At 60.5% G+C, this 15,192-nt stretch carries 15 protein-coding genes; 5 read left to right on the forward strand and 10 right to left on the reverse strand.

Annotated features, from left to right (window positions below):
* Positions 1-154 precede the first annotated feature (154 nt).
* Complete coding sequence (gene ychF, locus AC1DX3_RS03770) at positions 155-1,267, forward strand: redox-regulated ATPase YchF (protein WP_476987891.1); 1,113 nt, start codon at positions 155-157, stop codon at positions 1,265-1,267.
* A gap of 18 nt (positions 1,268-1,285) precedes the next feature.
* Here the strand turns inward: ychF and AC1DX3_RS03775 are convergent, their stop codons facing one another.
* The 4 genes from AC1DX3_RS03775 to petA form a co-directional block, all read right to left on the reverse strand.
* The gene (locus AC1DX3_RS03775; protein ID WP_476987892.1) at positions 1,286-1,795 is read right to left on the reverse strand and encodes a hypothetical protein; all 510 of its coding nucleotides are present in this window, start codon (positions 1,793-1,795) and stop codon (positions 1,286-1,288) included.
* Positions 1,796-2,154: 359 nt separating this feature from the next.
* Positions 2,155-3,018: a cytochrome c1 gene (locus tag AC1DX3_RS03780; protein ID WP_476987893.1), complete on the reverse strand. Its 864-nt coding sequence runs from the start codon at positions 3,016-3,018 to the stop codon at positions 2,155-2,157.
* Positions 3,019-3,023: 5 nt separating this feature from the next.
* The gene (locus AC1DX3_RS03785) at positions 3,024-4,331 is read right to left on the reverse strand and encodes a cytochrome b (RefSeq protein WP_476987894.1); all 1,308 of its coding nucleotides are present in this window, start codon (positions 4,329-4,331) and stop codon (positions 3,024-3,026) included.
* 5 nt (positions 4,332-4,336) lie between these two features.
* A complete protein-coding gene (petA, locus tag AC1DX3_RS03790) occupies positions 4,337-4,870 on the reverse strand; it encodes a ubiquinol-cytochrome c reductase iron-sulfur subunit (RefSeq protein ID WP_476987895.1) in 534 nt (177 codons plus the stop codon).
* 310 nt (positions 4,871-5,180) lie between these two features.
* Between petA and AC1DX3_RS03795 the strand changes: the two genes are divergently transcribed.
* The gene (locus AC1DX3_RS03795) at positions 5,181-5,660 is read left to right on the forward strand and encodes a tRNA (cytidine(34)-2'-O)-methyltransferase (protein WP_476987896.1); all 480 of its coding nucleotides are present in this window, start codon (positions 5,181-5,183) and stop codon (positions 5,658-5,660) included.
* A gap of 12 nt (positions 5,661-5,672) precedes the next feature.
* On the forward strand, positions 5,673-6,542 hold the full coding sequence (gene hemF, locus AC1DX3_RS03800; protein ID WP_476987897.1) for an oxygen-dependent coproporphyrinogen oxidase: 870 nt from the start codon (positions 5,673-5,675) through the stop codon (positions 6,540-6,542).
* 1 nt (position 6,543) lies between these two features.
* On the opposite strand, the gene AC1DX3_RS03805 is transcribed toward hemF, so the two are convergent.
* The 4 genes from AC1DX3_RS03805 to AC1DX3_RS03820 all read right to left on the reverse strand — a co-directional run bounded on the left by AC1DX3_RS03805 (position 6,544) and on the right by AC1DX3_RS03820 (position 10,072).
* A complete protein-coding gene (locus AC1DX3_RS03805; RefSeq protein ID WP_476987898.1) occupies positions 6,544-7,260 on the reverse strand; it encodes a type 1 glutamine amidotransferase in 717 nt (238 codons plus the stop codon).
* A 78-nt stretch (positions 7,261-7,338) separates the two neighbouring features.
* Complete coding sequence (locus AC1DX3_RS03810; protein WP_476987899.1) at positions 7,339-8,556, reverse strand: CCA tRNA nucleotidyltransferase; 1,218 nt, start codon at positions 8,554-8,556, stop codon at positions 7,339-7,341.
* Positions 8,557-8,617: 61 nt separating this feature from the next.
* On the reverse strand, positions 8,618-9,151 hold the full coding sequence (locus tag AC1DX3_RS03815; RefSeq protein ID WP_476987900.1) for a GNAT family N-acetyltransferase: 534 nt from the start codon (positions 9,149-9,151) through the stop codon (positions 8,618-8,620).
* 165 nt (positions 9,152-9,316) lie between these two features.
* Positions 9,317-10,072 carry an enoyl-CoA hydratase-related protein gene (locus tag AC1DX3_RS03820; RefSeq protein ID WP_476987901.1) on the reverse strand — a complete coding sequence of 252 codons (756 nt, stop codon included), beginning with the start codon at positions 10,070-10,072 and terminating at the stop codon, positions 9,317-9,319.
* Positions 10,073-10,353: 281 nt separating this feature from the next.
* On the opposite strand from AC1DX3_RS03820, the gene AC1DX3_RS03825 reads away from it, so the two are divergent.
* Together AC1DX3_RS03825 and AC1DX3_RS03830 are read left to right on the forward strand one after the other, a co-directional pair.
* Positions 10,354-11,775, forward strand: coding sequence for a hypothetical protein (locus AC1DX3_RS03825; protein WP_476987902.1), 1,422 nt, complete (start codon positions 10,354-10,356; stop codon positions 11,773-11,775).
* A 92-nt stretch (positions 11,776-11,867) separates the two neighbouring features.
* Positions 11,868-12,716 (forward strand): hypothetical protein, encoded by an 849-nt coding sequence (locus AC1DX3_RS03830; RefSeq protein ID WP_476987903.1) that lies wholly within the window; start codon positions 11,868-11,870, stop codon positions 12,714-12,716.
* Here the strand turns inward: AC1DX3_RS03830 and AC1DX3_RS03835 are convergent.
* Both AC1DX3_RS03835 and AC1DX3_RS03840 read right to left on the reverse strand, forming a co-directional pair.
* Entirely contained in the window at positions 12,713-14,041 is a 1,329-nt protein-coding gene (locus tag AC1DX3_RS03835; protein WP_476987904.1) for a dihydroorotase, read from the reverse strand. The two genes, AC1DX3_RS03830 and AC1DX3_RS03835, sit on opposite strands and share 4 nt — an antisense overlap.
* An 83-nt stretch (positions 14,042-14,124) precedes the next feature.
* Positions 14,125-15,150 carry a glycosyltransferase family 9 protein gene (locus AC1DX3_RS03840; protein WP_476987905.1) on the reverse strand — a complete coding sequence of 342 codons (1,026 nt, stop codon included), beginning with the start codon at positions 15,148-15,150 and terminating at the stop codon, positions 14,125-14,127.
* Positions 15,151-15,192: the final 42 nt, after the last annotated feature.

The raw sequence follows: 15,192 nt of genomic DNA on the forward strand, positions 1-15,192 counted from the left end.
GCATTAAAATACCCAAAGTTGCCGCAAATACAACCATAACGAACATGTGATAGCTACCTCCTTGTCATGGCGGCGCAACTAAATCTGGCCCCCCGCACCAAAATGCTTTAGGGAGGCGCATCCTTTTTGTCCCTCTTATAAAGCTCAGATTTCCATGGCCCTGAAAGTCGCAATCGTCGGTCTGCCCAATGTCGGCAAGTCCACCCTGTTCAACGCCCTGACCCAGACCGCCGCTGCCCAGGCCGCCAATTATCCGTTCTGCACCATCGAGCCCAATACCGGCGACGTGGCCGTCCCTGAGCCGCGCCTGGCCGTCCTGGCCGGCATTGCCGGTTCGAAGGAGATCATCCCGGCCCGCATCAATTTCGTCGACATCGCCGGCCTCGTCCGCGGTGCCTCGAAAGGCGAAGGCCTAGGCAACCAGTTCCTCGCCAATATCCGCGATTGCGACGCCGTTGCCTTTGTCGCGCGCTGTTTCGTCAATACCGACATCACCCACGTCGAAGGCCGTATCGATCCGATCAGCGATCTCGAAATCATCGAAACCGAACTTATGCTGGCCGATCTTGAATCGCTGGAAAAGCGTGTCGTCGGCGTCGAAAAGCGCGCCAAGTCCGGTGGTGACAAGGAAGCCGCCCTCACCTTGTCGCTGATCAACGCCGCCCTTGAAGAATTGCGCGCCGGCCGCCCGGCCCGCATGGCCTATGAAAAGGGCAAGGTCTCGAAGGAAGACACCAAGGCGTGGAACATGCTGCAATTGCTGACCAGCAAGCCCGCCCTCTATGTCTGTAATGTCGAGGAATCGGCCGCCGACAAGGGCAATGCCCTGTCCGACGCCGTCGCCGTGCGCGCCAAGGCCGATCATGCCAACAGCGTCGTCATTTCGGCCCAGATCGAATCCGAAATCGCCATGCTGGACGCCGAAGAGCGTGCCGAGTTCCTTGAGACCCTTGGTCTGGAAGAGCCTGGTCTCAACCGCCTGATCCACGAGGCCTATAAGCTGCTGGGCCTGCAGAGCTATTTCACGGTCGGCCCGAAGGAAGCGCACGCATGGACGATCCCGGTCGGTTGCACGGCGCCCCAGGCCGCCGGCGTCATCCATACCGACTTCGAAAAGGGCTTTATCCGCGCCGAAACCATGGCCTATGCCGATTATGTCCAATATAAGGGCGAAGCCGGGGCGAAGGAACACGGCAAGTTCCGCCAGGAAGGCAAGGAATATATCGTCAAGGACGGCGATATCCTGAACTTCCGCTTCAACGTTTAGGCAAGGCGGCCGCCCGGGTCACCCCTTGCCCTCGCAAGTATAGGTAATCGAGCCACCATTATAGTTTTGGTAGCCTTCCAGCGTGTAGCCGTCATCGTGCGGCACCAGATGCAGCTGGATATTCTCGCCGTCGTTCCACGTCCAGCCGTCGGGCGCCCGGTCGTAGGTCGTCATATTGGCCGATGTGATCGACACGCCCGTGCCAAAGGATGAGTCGTTGAACCCGAAGCCTTCGAAACTGAAACGGCCGGTATAGACCTGCCCGTCGATATTCATGGTTTCTGTGCCATCGCCGGCAAAACGGTAGGCTTCATAACTGTTCTTCGGCCGAAAATGCAGCTCCTCTTCCATGTTCAGTTCGCCGTCCTCGACGCCGTCGAACGGCTGGCCGCTGACGCATACCCAGACATTGGAAATGATAAAATCATAGTATTTGCCGTACTGGTCTTCGCTGACCTGGGCGTTGGCCGTGGCGGTGCTGCCCAGCAGGACAGCCGCGATCGCGATGGCCGACAAGATGTGTTTCATAACGGCTCCCTAAATATGGCCGAGGCGGTTACGGTCTGACCGTAACCGCCTCGTTCGCTGTCCCGCCGTCCAGCGAACCGGACCATCCCGTTCCCCCGAACTGTTGCTGTAACACTATCACAACCGTAAACCTTGACGAGTCCCCGCACTCAACGTGACAGCATTTGTAATAAAAAAGCCCGCCGGCGGCTGCCAGCGGGCTCTGTCTCATTTCTTACTTCTATCCGCGAGTCACGGGGACGTCATGATGAGGCGAAAATTATTAGCTCTTGAGCACCCGACGCGAAGTGTACTTCAGTACATGAGCTAGGGCGCGCAAAGAGATGATGATTTGCAGACCATCAGGGCGTTCCCGCCTCTCAGTGTTTGCCGTGCCAGACTTGCCGGTACGCCGCATACATAATGCCGGCAAACAGCATCAGGAAGATGATCACGGCGAAGCCGGTCTGCTTGCGCTCGACAGCGTGCGGATCGCCTGCCCATTCGAGATAGGCGGCAACCGCCTTGGCCTCGTTATTGAGCGTCGACGGCGTGCCGTCGTCGAACGTCACCCGACCGTCGGTCAGAGGGGGCGGCATGGCCAGGACGCCACCCTTCGGGACGTGCTTGGGGTCGCCCGTCCACTGGGTCGCCAGCGAGCCGTTGACATATGGGTTGTAGTGCTGCGTATCGGCGATCTTGAGGCCGACCGGCGCCGCTTCGAAACCGGTCAGGATCGAATAGACGTATTTCGCCCCGCCTTCGCGGGCCTTGGTGATGACCGACAGGTCGGGCGGCAGCGCGCCGCCGTTGGAGGCCTTGGCTGCTTCATCGTTCTTGAACGGCGACGGCAGGCGATCCGACGACGTGCCCTTGCGTGTGGTGTCGTCACCGGTGTCCGGGTCGATTTCGGCGACATCGTATTCGGAAGCGATCTGCTTCACATACGGATTGTCATTCGAATTCTTGTATTTCGGATCGTAGAACGGCCCACCCTTTTGTCCGAGGTTGCGGAACGAAATCAGGTGCATGCCGTGGCAGGACGCGCAGACTTCGCGATAGACCTTGAAGCCGCGTTGCAGTTCGCCCTGGTCGAAGGTGCCGAACGGCCCTTCGAAGCTGAAGCCCGGATCCTTGAGTTCTTCGGCATTGCCTTCGGCGAAGGCGTGCGAAGCACCAAGTAACCCCATGGCCAACACAGCGCCGGCGACCAGTTTGAAGGTTTTCGTCATAAAAGCAGACATGTGACTTAACCCTTCTTTGCGTGGGCGGCCAGGACGGCTTCGGAGATCGAAGCCGGCACGGGCAAGGGGTCTTCCTTCAGGCCAATCCATGGCAGGATGATCACGAAGAAGGCGAAGTAATAGAAGGCCAGGATTTGCGACAAGGTCACGACCGACAGGCCGATCGGGTTGCCCTTGGCGTCGGCACCCAGCGAGAATACCATGTCCGTCGGCAATTGCCCGCCGCACCAGCCGAGGCCGATACAGGCGATGACGAACAGGACGAAGAACCAGCGCATCACCGGGCGGTAACGCATCGACTTGACCTTCGACGTATCCAGCCACGGCAGGGCGAAGATGACGGCAATGGCGCCGAACATCAGCAACACGCCGATCAGCTTGGCCGGGATCGGCCCGATGTCGAAGGTGATGCAGCGCAGGATCGCGTAGAAGGGTAGCATGTACCATTCGGGCACGATGTGGTTCGGCGTCTGCAGCGGGTTGGCCTTCACATAGTTGTCGGCATGGCCCATGGCGTCCGGCGCGAAGAAGACGAAGGCTGCGAACATGATCAGGAAGATGACCATGGCCAGGCCATCCTTGATCGTGGCGTACGGCGTGAACGGCAGCGTATCTTCCTTGGACTTGATCTCGACGCCGGTCGGGTTGTTCTGACCGACAACGTGTAGCGCCCAGATGTGCAGGATGACGACGCCGGCGATGACGAACGGCAGGAGATAGTGCAGCGAGAAGAAGCGGTTGAGCGTCGGTTGGTCGACCGAGAAGCCGCCCTGGAGCCAGGTCAGGATCGACGGACCGACGATCGGAATGGCTCCGATCAGGTTGGTGATGACGACGGCGCCATAGTAGGACATCTGGCCCCACGGCAGGACGTAACCCATGAAGGCGGTGGCGATCATCAGGAAGTAGATGATGCAGCCCAGCAGCCACAAGACTTCGCGCGGCGCCTTGTACGAACCGTAATAGAGACCGCGGAACATGTGGATATAGACGGCGAAGAAGAACATCGACGCCCCGTTGGCATGCGTATAGCGCAGCAGCCAGCCGTAATTGACGTCGCGCATGATGCGTTCGACCGAGTCGAAGGCCAGGTCGGCCTGCGGCACGTAGTTCATGGCCAGGACGACGCCCGTGATGATCTGAACGCCAAGGCACAGCGACAGGATACCGCCGAAGGTCCACCAGTAGTTCAGGTTCTTCGGGGTCGGATAGTCGATGAAGCTGTCATAGGCGAGACGGAGAATGGGCAGACGCGAGTCCAGCCACTTTTCGACGCCGGATTTCGGCTCGTAGGTTGAGGGATGATCACTCATTTTGCTTAGCCCACCTTGATCTTGGTGTCAGTGAGGAAGGTGTATTCCGGAACCTCGAGGTTCTTGGGGGCGGGCCCCTGACGGATGCGACCCGACGTATCGTACTGCGAACCGTGGCACGGACAGAACCAGCCGCCGTAATCGCCGGCGCCGAAGTTCGGCACGCAGCCCAGGTGCGTACAAACACCGACCAGGATCAGGTATTGCTCGTGACCCGGCTTGACGCGCTCGGCGTCTTTTTGTGGGTCACGCAAGGTCTCGGAATCACCTGCCTTGGCTTCGGCGATTTCCTTCTTGGTGCGGTAACGAACGAAAAGCGGCTTACCCCGCCACTTGACCACGACCTGCGAACCTTCCTCGACCTTGCCGAGATCGTATTCGATCGAAGCGAGGGCCAGGGTATCAGCGGACGGGTTCATCTGGTCGATCAGCGGAATGGCGACCATGGCCGCCGCTCCGACAGCCGCGGCGCCGGCCGCGATATAGATAAAGTCACGGCGATTGGGATCTTGATCGCCATTATGCTCAGGTTCGCTCACCTTGCCACCTCTTCCGTTGACTGCGCCGGTTACCGCCGTAAGGACCGGGGCCGCCGCAGGGGCCTTGCCGGTGCTTAACGCTCCCGGCCGGCCTACTCAAAAAATTCTTTCCGGCACTCATGACTGATTCCGTCACGGATGTAACGCAAATCGGCGCTTGATCGCCAAACGCCTCTATAAACACAATTATCCGTGAGATACAAACCGCCTGTAGCTTTTCCGGTGAATAATTTTATGCGTGGCTTTTACCACTCGACGTGGCCGCCGCATTCGCGCAAAGACACCCGTGCCCCGACTTGAGGACCTCTCTATGCGCCTGGCGCTTTATCAGCCTGACATCCCGCAAAACCTCGGGGCCGCCATACGCCTGAGCGCAGCCTTCGAGACCGATCTCGACGTCATCGAACCGTGCGGCTTCCCCTTGCGCGACAAGGCGATCAAGCGCGCGGCCATGGATTACGGCGCCTGCGCTAAAGTGTCGCACCACAGTGGATGGGGCGATTTTCTGGCCTTTCGCCGCGATGTTTTGCCTCAGGCCACACGCCTGATCCTCTTCACCACCAAGTCGGCGTCCAGCGTTTACGATTTCCGGTTCGCGCCCGACGACATCCTGTTGATGGGCCGCGAAAGCGCCGGCGTACCCGATGACGTCCACGCCGCTGCCGACCACCGCCTGTTCATCCCGATCAGCGCCCAGGCCCGGTCGATCAATGTCATCAACGCCGCCGCCATGGCGCTCGGCGAGGCCCTGCGCCAAACGAACAGCTTTCCCAAGCGGCTTGAAACTTGATATAGGCGCCTCATGACAGACCCCATCCTGACCGACCGCCAGGTTTCCGCTACCGCCTGGTTCCGCAGCCTTCGCGATTCCATCTGCGCCGCTTTTGAGACCCTCGAAGACGACGCCCCCGCGGCGCTCTATGCCGGCGACGCCGGCCGCTTCGTGCGCACGCCATGGCAGCGCGCCGAAGGCGGCGGCGGCGAAATGTCGATCATGAAGGGTCGTCTGTTCGAAAAGGTCGGGGTCCATATCTCGACCGTCCACGGCACCTTCTCGCCAGAGTTTGCCAAATCGATTCCCGGTGCCGCCGAAGATCCGCGCTTCTTCGCAACGGGCATCAGCCTGATCGCCCACCTCACTAACCCGCACGTGCCGGCGGTTCACATGAACACCCGCTTCATCACCACCACCCAAAGCTGGTTCGGCGGCGGCGCCGACCTGACGCCTTTGATGAAGGCCGATCGTCGTCAGGACGCCCCCGATGCCGTCGCCTTTCACAAAGCCCTGCGCGAAACCTGCGACAGCTTCGATCCCGCCTATTATGAGAAATTCAAGGCGTGGTGCGACGAGTATTTCTACCTGCCGCACCGCGACGAACCGCGCGGCGTCGGGGGCATCTTCTACGATCATCTGAATTCAGGCAAGCACGACACCGACTTCGCCTTCACCCGTGCGGTCGGCGAAACCTTCCTCGCCATCTACCCCAAGATTATCCGCAGCCGCATCGATCAGACCTGGAACGATGACGAGCGCGAAGCCCAACTGGTCCAGCGCGGCCGTTATGTCGAGTTCAATCTGCTTTATGACCGCGGCACCTTGTTCGGCCTGAAGACCGGCGGCAATGTCGCCTCGATCATGTCATCCATGCCACCCGTAGTGAAATGGCCGTAAATCAGACCCCAAGAAAATTCGAGATCACCCCGATCACCTGATTGCGGCTCGACGGCGATTTCAATGTCTCCACGGCCCTGTCGACCAGGGCCGCATCGATGCGAATTCCGCGCCGGCTGATCAGCAGGTCGCTGGCGAAGTCCTCACAGAACTCGGGATGGCACTGGAACGACAGGCCCTTGCGGTTGGTGTAGTAAAGCGCGCCGTGCGGCGTGAACTCCGATCCGGCCAAAACGATGGCGCTCTCCGGCTTTTGCACAACTTGATCCTGGTGTGTCACGGCGCAGGCGATCTTGGCCACCGGCGTCCCCGCCAGTTCCTGCCACAGATCGTGCGCATGCACCTCATATTCGTGCAAACCGACGCCCCAGCCCTTATGCGACTTCTCGACATGGCCGCCCCAGGCCTGGGCCATGATCTGGTGGCCGAAACAGATGCCGACGACCGGCACATCGACCTTCAGCGCCCGCAACCAGTCGATCAGCGATACGATCCACGGATCGCCCTCGTAAACCCCAGCCGGCGATCCGGTGATCACCACGCCTTTCAGGTTGTCGTCCAGAACCGGCAGTTCGCCGGCCAGCGCCTTGAAGACCTTGAATGAGCGGCCTTCGCGCGCCAGCAGGGCGGCGAACATGTCCGAATAGGTGCCGTAGGTGGCATCCAGCCCCGCGGGCGGAACGCCCGTCTCCAAAATCGCAATATAGTCCGTACGCATACCGCACCCCGACATTCACGCTCACCAAGACTCTGCAAGGCAACTTTCCTGCAAGAAAGAGTCCAGTCCACGGACCAATTAGGTCGGTCTTTTCGCAAGTGCGTCAAGTGCCTGATCGATCACGCTTTGTGAAAAATCATGATTAACCCAGTCGGTTTCTATTTGCTTAAGATGCTGCCCGACCTCAGGCCCGGCCGTCATGCCCCGCGCGATCAGGTCAGAGCCCTTTAACGGGAACATGCGGATTCTGAACGACAAAACATCGGCCATGGCCGCTTCGACCGACTCGCCGGTGCGCGCCGACGCCAGGTACAAGGCGTCGACCACGGCGTCACGGCCATAAAGATAAATCAGCTTGTGCAGCTTCTCGCCCCCAGCCAGGCCGGCGAGGGCCTCACCAGCCTCCCGCAATCGCACCAAAAGCCGCGTCGACCAGCGCAGTCTCACCTGCAAACCGCGCAGGGCGTCGACGCTCAGGGCCGTGGCTTCGCTGAGCAAGGCCATCAGACGCCGCTCCGGATCGTCAGTGATCGACACCATGGTCGCCAAAACCGGTAAGTCGGCGCTCGGAAAAATCAATCCTGGCAGGACATGGGCCAGGATATCCCGCTCCAGCATGATGCGAAAGACACCGGTCGGATCGGCAACCGCAAAGGTCTTCAGCAATTCCTGCTGCACCCGCTCGCCCGACAGGCCGTCGACACCGCCCCGCAACGCCTCACACGCCGCCAGAGACCCCGCATCGATCTCCGCCGCATAGCCGGCGGTAAAGCGGAAGAAACGCAGGATACGCAAATAATCCTCACGGATTCGCTGTTCGGCCTCTCCGATAAAGCGCACGCGACCGCCTTCGGCATCGGCGATACCAAAGCCCGTCGGGTCGTAAACCAGACCGTCGATATCGGCATAAAGGGCATTGAGGTAAAAATCGCGACGTTGGGCGTCCTTTGTCCAGTCGTCGGTGAACTTGACTACGGCCCGCCGGCCGTCGGTCTCGACGTCCTCGCGTAAACTGGTGATCTCGAAGGGCTCACCGCCCAACACCGCCGTAATCGTACCGAACGCCTTGCCCGTCGGCACACTCTTGATTCCGGCTGCCGCAAGCGCGCTTTCGACGTCGTCGGGCAGAAGCTGCGTCGACAAGTCGAGATCGGTCACCGGCCGCTGCATCAGGGCATTGCGGACGCAGCCACCGACAAAGCGGACACAGCCCTTCCCGCCCCGAGCTTCGAGCGCGGCAAAGACCGCACGTGTGGCAGCGGTCTGCATATCTTCGGATAAGGTAATGATGGTCACGAAAGGATCCTTGCGAATCCCCGCAACCTAAGCCGTCAGCCTGGCGAATTCAGCAAAAATCTCAAATGACCTTGCAGACACGGCCATGAAACTTCAGGCCGTCCTCGCGATACCGGATCAGCACACGATTCGGATCGACCGGTCCCGGCATGGCCATATTCTCGGCCTTGTGGAAACCGAATGGCGTGAAATAGGTTTGCGATCCGACCAGCAGGACGGCGCGCAGGCCTTTTTTGAAGGCGGCATTAATGGCCGCACCGATCAAGGCCTTGCCGATCCCCTGGCCGCGATAGAGCTGATCGACGACGATGGGGCCGAGAAAAACCAGCGGCTCATAGTGATTGGTCTCGCCGTCGTGAACAAAGATCGGCCACATGCGCACCGAACCCAGCAAACGATCGCCTTGCATGGCGACAAATGACAGGTCGGCAATCGGAGCTGAATCTTCGCGCAGGCGTTCCGCCGTCTTAACAAAACGGCCGGGTCCGAAAGCGCGATCGGTGAGTTCGGTAATACGGCGATCGAGCGCCGGAGCTTCCAGACGAATGCTGTAATCGAGAGTAACTGTATCCAAAGTCAGTGTATCCAACGCCATGCTACACCCCCACAGTTCCACTGAACCTGATCAATCCCAACGTATTTATTCGCAATCCCGTAGGCGCAATAAGGTCTTCGGTCAAATAAAATAGCGGTGCTGACAGGCCGGCCGTCAGCAAATAATCCATCAAAATGTAACAGAGGTGTAGAGCGAACCTCTTGTTTACCTTGCCATAAAGGCCATGAAGGCGGCCTGCGCTTCGGGACTAAGCAGCTGTTGGCGGAAAACTGCGCCCTCGGCGCGAATTACCTGCCACAATGTTTCCGGGTCACGCATGAAGGCCTTGGTGTGGCGCAGCGACGACGGTGACAACCGCACCAAGTGTCCGGCCATCTCCTGGACAGCGCCGCCCAGATCCTCGATCGCAACGCAGCGGTTGACCAGGCCCAGCGACCTGGCCTCCTCCGCCCCGATCACCTCGCCAAGCGCCATCCAGGCAAAGGTCCGGGCATGACCGATACGCTGCGGCAGCAGCAGGGTCGAACCCGCTTCCGGCACCAGGCCGAGTTTCAGGAACGGCAGGCTGAGCCGGGCGTTGTCGGCAGCCACGACCAAATCGCAATGCAGGAGCAGCGTGACACCGACGCCGACGGCCTGCCCCTGAACGGCTGCGATCAGCGGCTTCTCGAAAAAGGTGATGGCCCTGAGGAAGCGAAACACCGCCATGGCATCCGGATCGAAGCCCTCGGCCTGCATGGCCGGAAAATCCTGGGCGAAATCGAGAATATCGTTGCCGGCGCAGAAATCGCCCCCCTCCGCCGCCATAACTACGACGCGCACCGCATCGTCGGCCGCAGCCTGGTTCAGGCCGGCGATCAGGCCTTCGTACATCGCCTTGGTCAGGGCATTTTTCTTGGCGGCGCGGTTGAGCCGCAAGGTCATGACACCGTCGTGCGTTTCACTAAGTACCTGGTCCATGCGTGTTCCCTGCTTTATTCCGTCAGGCCTAGCCGACAAAAGACGCGCCTGCAACGGTGCCGCAGCGGCAACATCTCCAAAATCCGTCTGCGGATTTTGGCAAGGGCAAAGCCCGCCGCCGCCTTTGCGGCGAGCCAAGCGGCGCTTGAGCGGCGAAGACACTTCAAATCCGCCTTGCCTTCTAACCGCCACATCCTGTAAATAATGATTTCGATACAATATCCGCGCGTTACGGGCGCCGGTGTTTGCAGGTTTCGAGCCGCTTACAGAGAGAGAGCCTCATGAAGATTTCACACCTTGCCGACAAGGCGCGCTGCCTTGTTATGGCCGCGGGTCTGGCCCTGATGGCCAGTTTCGCCGGCACCGCCGCCCAAGCTGACCCGCTCAAGATCGACCCCGCTACCCAGGCTCAGGCCCTGGTCGACGCCCAAACCCTGATCACGGCCGGCAAAATTCACTGTGAGCCGGTAGCCGCCAACGTATACCCCAAGCTGCCTTTGACAAAGGACGGAAAGAAGGTTGACGGTTTCATGTACGAAGTTGCCTGTAAAACCGGCCCCGGCTTTCTCGCTGTCGCCTTTTCACCTACCGAGGTTTCGCAGGCCGTGACCTGCATCCAGTCGGCGGAACCTCCCAAGGATCCTAAGCAAAACACGACGACCTGCAGCCTCCCCGAAAATACACCGCCCTATAAGTGGCTGACCCCCGTCGTACAGACCTATCTGCCGGGTTGCGTTGTCAGCAACGCTCGCGTCATGGGTTCGACCATGTCAACCGCGGCTGCGGACGTCCCCCGGGTCGATCGTTACGAAGTGGCCTGCGGGACATCCGTGGGCGGCGTTCTCGACTACCCGCAACTCTCCTCCGACGCCCAGCCCAACTTCCTGAGCTGCCTCATGGTCGTCGACACCAAATTGCCCTGCACCCTGAGCACGGCCGAACAGGCGACAACGGCGCTCAAACCCGTCGCCGCGCAGGCAGATGCCGACTGCCAGGTCACCAAGGTTCGTTGGGTGGGCATCACCAAGGAATCGGATGGCTACTTCTACGAATTCGGCTGCAGCAACAAGCCGGGCTTCATGGTCCTGACGGGCCTGGACAACAGCTTCAAGCGTAGCATCTCGTGCGCCAGCGCCGCCGGCCTTGGCGGTTGCCAATATACCGACGCCGGTGTCGCTGCCGCCAACGCCAACGACACCTATTCACAACACCTGAAAACCGCCGGCTTCACTTGCACGGTCCAGGACTACAATGTTGTCGGCACCCAGGAACAAACCAAGCGCGACTACATAGAGTTCAAATGTCCGGAACAGCCGTTCGGCCTTATCGGCTTCGTGCCGCAGGAAGGCAGCACGTCCAGCTACAAGTTGAACGATTGCTTCCATGACCAGGTCGGTCAAAAAGGCTGTAGCCTGATTACGCCGGACATTCTGATGGCCCAGGTCGACAAGCTCATCAAGGCTGCTGAACCGACCAAGAGCTGCGACGTCACCCAGGTCCGCTATATCGGTGAATCCAGCGCTTACGACGATGGTGTCGTCGCCGAAATCGCCTGCGCCAACAAGCGCGGCTATATCGTCACCCTGAAGGCTGACCGCCAAAGCTTCGCGGAAAAAGCCCTGCCTTGCGTGGTCGCTCGCGCCCACAAGGAATATGAGCAGTGCACGATCCCGGGCAACGGCACCTACACCGAAGCCGAATAACCAGGTCAAAACCTGAATAACGAAAACCCGTGAGGTCCGCCTCACGGGTTTTTTGTTTGGTGCCGGCGCGGTCATAGCCTAGGTTCTGCGACATGAATCGCAAAGTCATCATCGCCCTGACGGCGTCGCTCCTGCTTGCCGGTTGCGACCGCATCGACGCCCTGCTCCATCCCTATGATGAAACGGCGCCGACCCACGTCATTCCGGCGCCACCCGATCCAAAGGGGCCGGTCGTCGCCTATCCCGACGGTGAAACTGGGATCAGCCTGCAGAGCCGGCCAGGCGACTGCGCCAAAAACGCCTGCCTGGTGCTAAAGCGCGGAAAGTGGCAGCCCCTGCCCGCCGGTGCGACCACCTCGGTCAGCCTGCTCAATGTCGAAAGCGCCACCGGAAGTCACTATCAGGACGACCTGTGGCGACCGGTGGGCACGTCCGGCCGCCACGTTCTGGTCAATGACCGGGCGGGTGAAAATAACGTCGCGGCCGGCTTGTTCGACGGCCCTCGCATCGGCCTGAAAGATGGCACGCACACCATCTATGTCACCGTCTATGCGGTCGAAGACACCCCCGCCCCCGCCTGCAGCCCAAGCGATACGGGCAGCGCCGCGATCTGCCCTCAGCCCCTGCCCGGCGGTCTGAGCCTGACGGTACCCAGCATGACCGTGATTGCCCGCGGTGACAAGGTATGGCTGCTGCAAACCCGACCCAACGGCGCGGCCAATATGATCGACCTGTTCGCTGTTTCAGCGGGGCCGCAGATCATCTGCATGCCGGGCCTGATCCTGGACACAGCCGGCCGCTGGGCGGGTCCGCCCGAGCAGGCCCTGTCGCCCGATATTTTCGTGTCGCGCGCTATCGACCGCCAGGCCAATGCCGCCCGCCGCGACGCCCTGCTCAGGATTTGTCATCCGCCCGCGCCGCCCAAGCCGCCTAAGCCTTAAAGCGACTCCATAAACCGGCAGGCTTCGCCCTGGCTCGGACCGACTATTTCGTCATCGCGCATGACGACCTTGCCGCGGATAATGGTCGCCTTGGGCCAGCCCGTGACCTCCATGCCGTCGAACGGCGTCCACCCGCTCTTGGTGCGCATATCGGCATGTTTCAGCACGCGCTTGTGCTTGAGGTCGACCAGGGTGACGTCGCCGTCATAGCCTTCGGCCATCCGCCCCTTGTTGGCGACGCCGAAGACACGCTGGGCGCCGGCCGAGGTCAGGTCGACGAGGCGCTCCAGCGTCATCCGGCCGGCCGCGACATGGTTCAGCATGACCGGCAGCAGGGTCTGCACGCCCGGCATGCCGGACGGCGACTGCGGATAGGGCTTGGCTTTTTCCTTCAGCGTATGCGGCGCATGGTCCGAGCCTAGCACATCGGCGACACCGCCGGTAATACCGCGCCACAACCCTGTCACATGATATTGGTCGCGGATCGGCGGGTTCATCTGGGCCAGGCCCTTGAGCCGCTCATAGGCCTCCGGCGCCACCAGGGTAAGGTGCTGCGGCGTCAGTTCGACCGTGGCGATATCCTTGTGGTCGGCCAGGAACTCGATCTCTTCGCGCGTCGTTACGTGCAGGACGTGGATGCGCTTGCCGGCCTCGCGCGCCAACCGCACCAGCCGGTGCGTCGACTGGATCGCCGTCTGGGCGTCGCGGACGAAATCGTGACTGGTCCAGTCGTTCTCGCGCGCCAGCGGCCGGCGTTCGGCCAGGCGGTATTCGTCCTCGCTATGGAAGGTGGCGCGGCGATTGACATTTTTCAGCACACTGGCCACGCCGGCATCATCGGCGATCAGCAGGGTACCGGTTGAGGCGCCCATGAAGACCTTGACGCCGCAACAACCCTTGATCCGCTCCAGTTCTCCCAGTTCGTGAACGTTTTCATGCGTGCCGCCGACATAGAAGGCGTGATCGCAATGCATGCGGTGATGGGCTCGCGCCAGCTTATCGGCAAAGGCTTCGGCATTGGTCGTGGTCGGATTGGTGTTGGGCATTTCGAATACCGCGACCACGCCGCCCATAACGGCGGCCTGACTGCCGGTCTCGAGATCTTCTTTCCATTCCAATCCCGGCTCGCGGAAATGGACCTGGGTATCGATAACCCCCGGCATGGCCAGCAGGCCGGTGGCATCGAAAACATCGGCCGACGCGGCCTGAGACAGATCGCCGAAAGCGGCGAACTTGCCGTTGCTGATGCCAATATCGCCCTTACCGCGCTCGGCATGATTGATGATGTCGGCATTACGAATGATGAGATCAAATGTCTTAGGCACTGTATGCCTCCATCATTTTATGTTGCGCTACCGCTCCGCTGCTTGAGCGCGGGTCGGCATTTCGGATGATGAGATCAAATGTCTTAGGCATGGCCGAGCTCCTTCAATGCACCGATATCGCTGGATGGGTCATCCTCTTCAGCGGTCCGCTCCGGCGTGGCGACGGCGATGCTGTCATAGACCTTGTCGATCGATAAATCCAACATATGGCAGACATTCTGCTTCAATTTCGGGTCAACGGCGCGGATATCGGCGAAGCGGCGCGGGCCACGAACAATATGAACATTATCGCCCATCGGCGCGTCGCCGTCGTCCGACGGCCCCAGCAGGCCGAAGGTCGGCACACCGGTCGCGGCCGCCAGATGCAGCCAGATCTCATCATTGCCGATAAAAGCGGCGCCGTGGCGGATGGCGGCATAGGCGCTCAGCAGATCCAGCTTGCCCGTCAATTCCATGACAAGGGCGCGCGGCGTCGCCATGCGCAAGGCCAGGGCGGTATCGTGGTCGGCCTGGGTGCCGAGAATCAGCAGATTGTGGTTAGAGAATGGTCCGTTCTCACGCATCAGCTTGGTCGCCAGTACGGCATAACGCTCGGTCGGCCATTTGCGCCCCAGCCAGGTCGCGCCGGGCGCGATGACGATCAGCGGCGCGATGCCGCGGCCATGGGCGTCAAGGAAAGTCCTCACCTGCGCTTCCCGCGTCGGCGAGACCTTGAGCATCGGCTTGACCTCTTCCGGATCGAGCGCCAGCTTGCGGCAGATTTGTTCCAGAGGTCCGGTCGGATCATTTGCGTCGAGGACGAAGCGCGTTTTCGAGCGGATCATACGCGAAATCATGGTCGGCCCGATATCGACCAGCAGCCCCCACGACCGGCGGCTCAGTTCGCTCAACGCTCCCAAAGCCTTGAGATTGAAGATCGCGCCTTCGAAGGCCTGGATTTCGTCAATGCCGTCGTCATCCTGGAACAATTCCGCCGACAGCTTGGTCGTCACCAGCGTAATGCGGGCATGGGGGATTTCGTGCTTCAAACGGCGGATGACGCCGCTGAGCGCCAGCGCCTTGGCCGGTTCGCATAGCGCCAGCAGAAGAATCGGAAAGTCAGATTTCATGCTTCCTACTTAATCGCAAAACCGCCTATAGCAAGAACAGGT

This window comes from Asticcacaulis sp. P2_B1 (genome assembly GCF_056404915.1).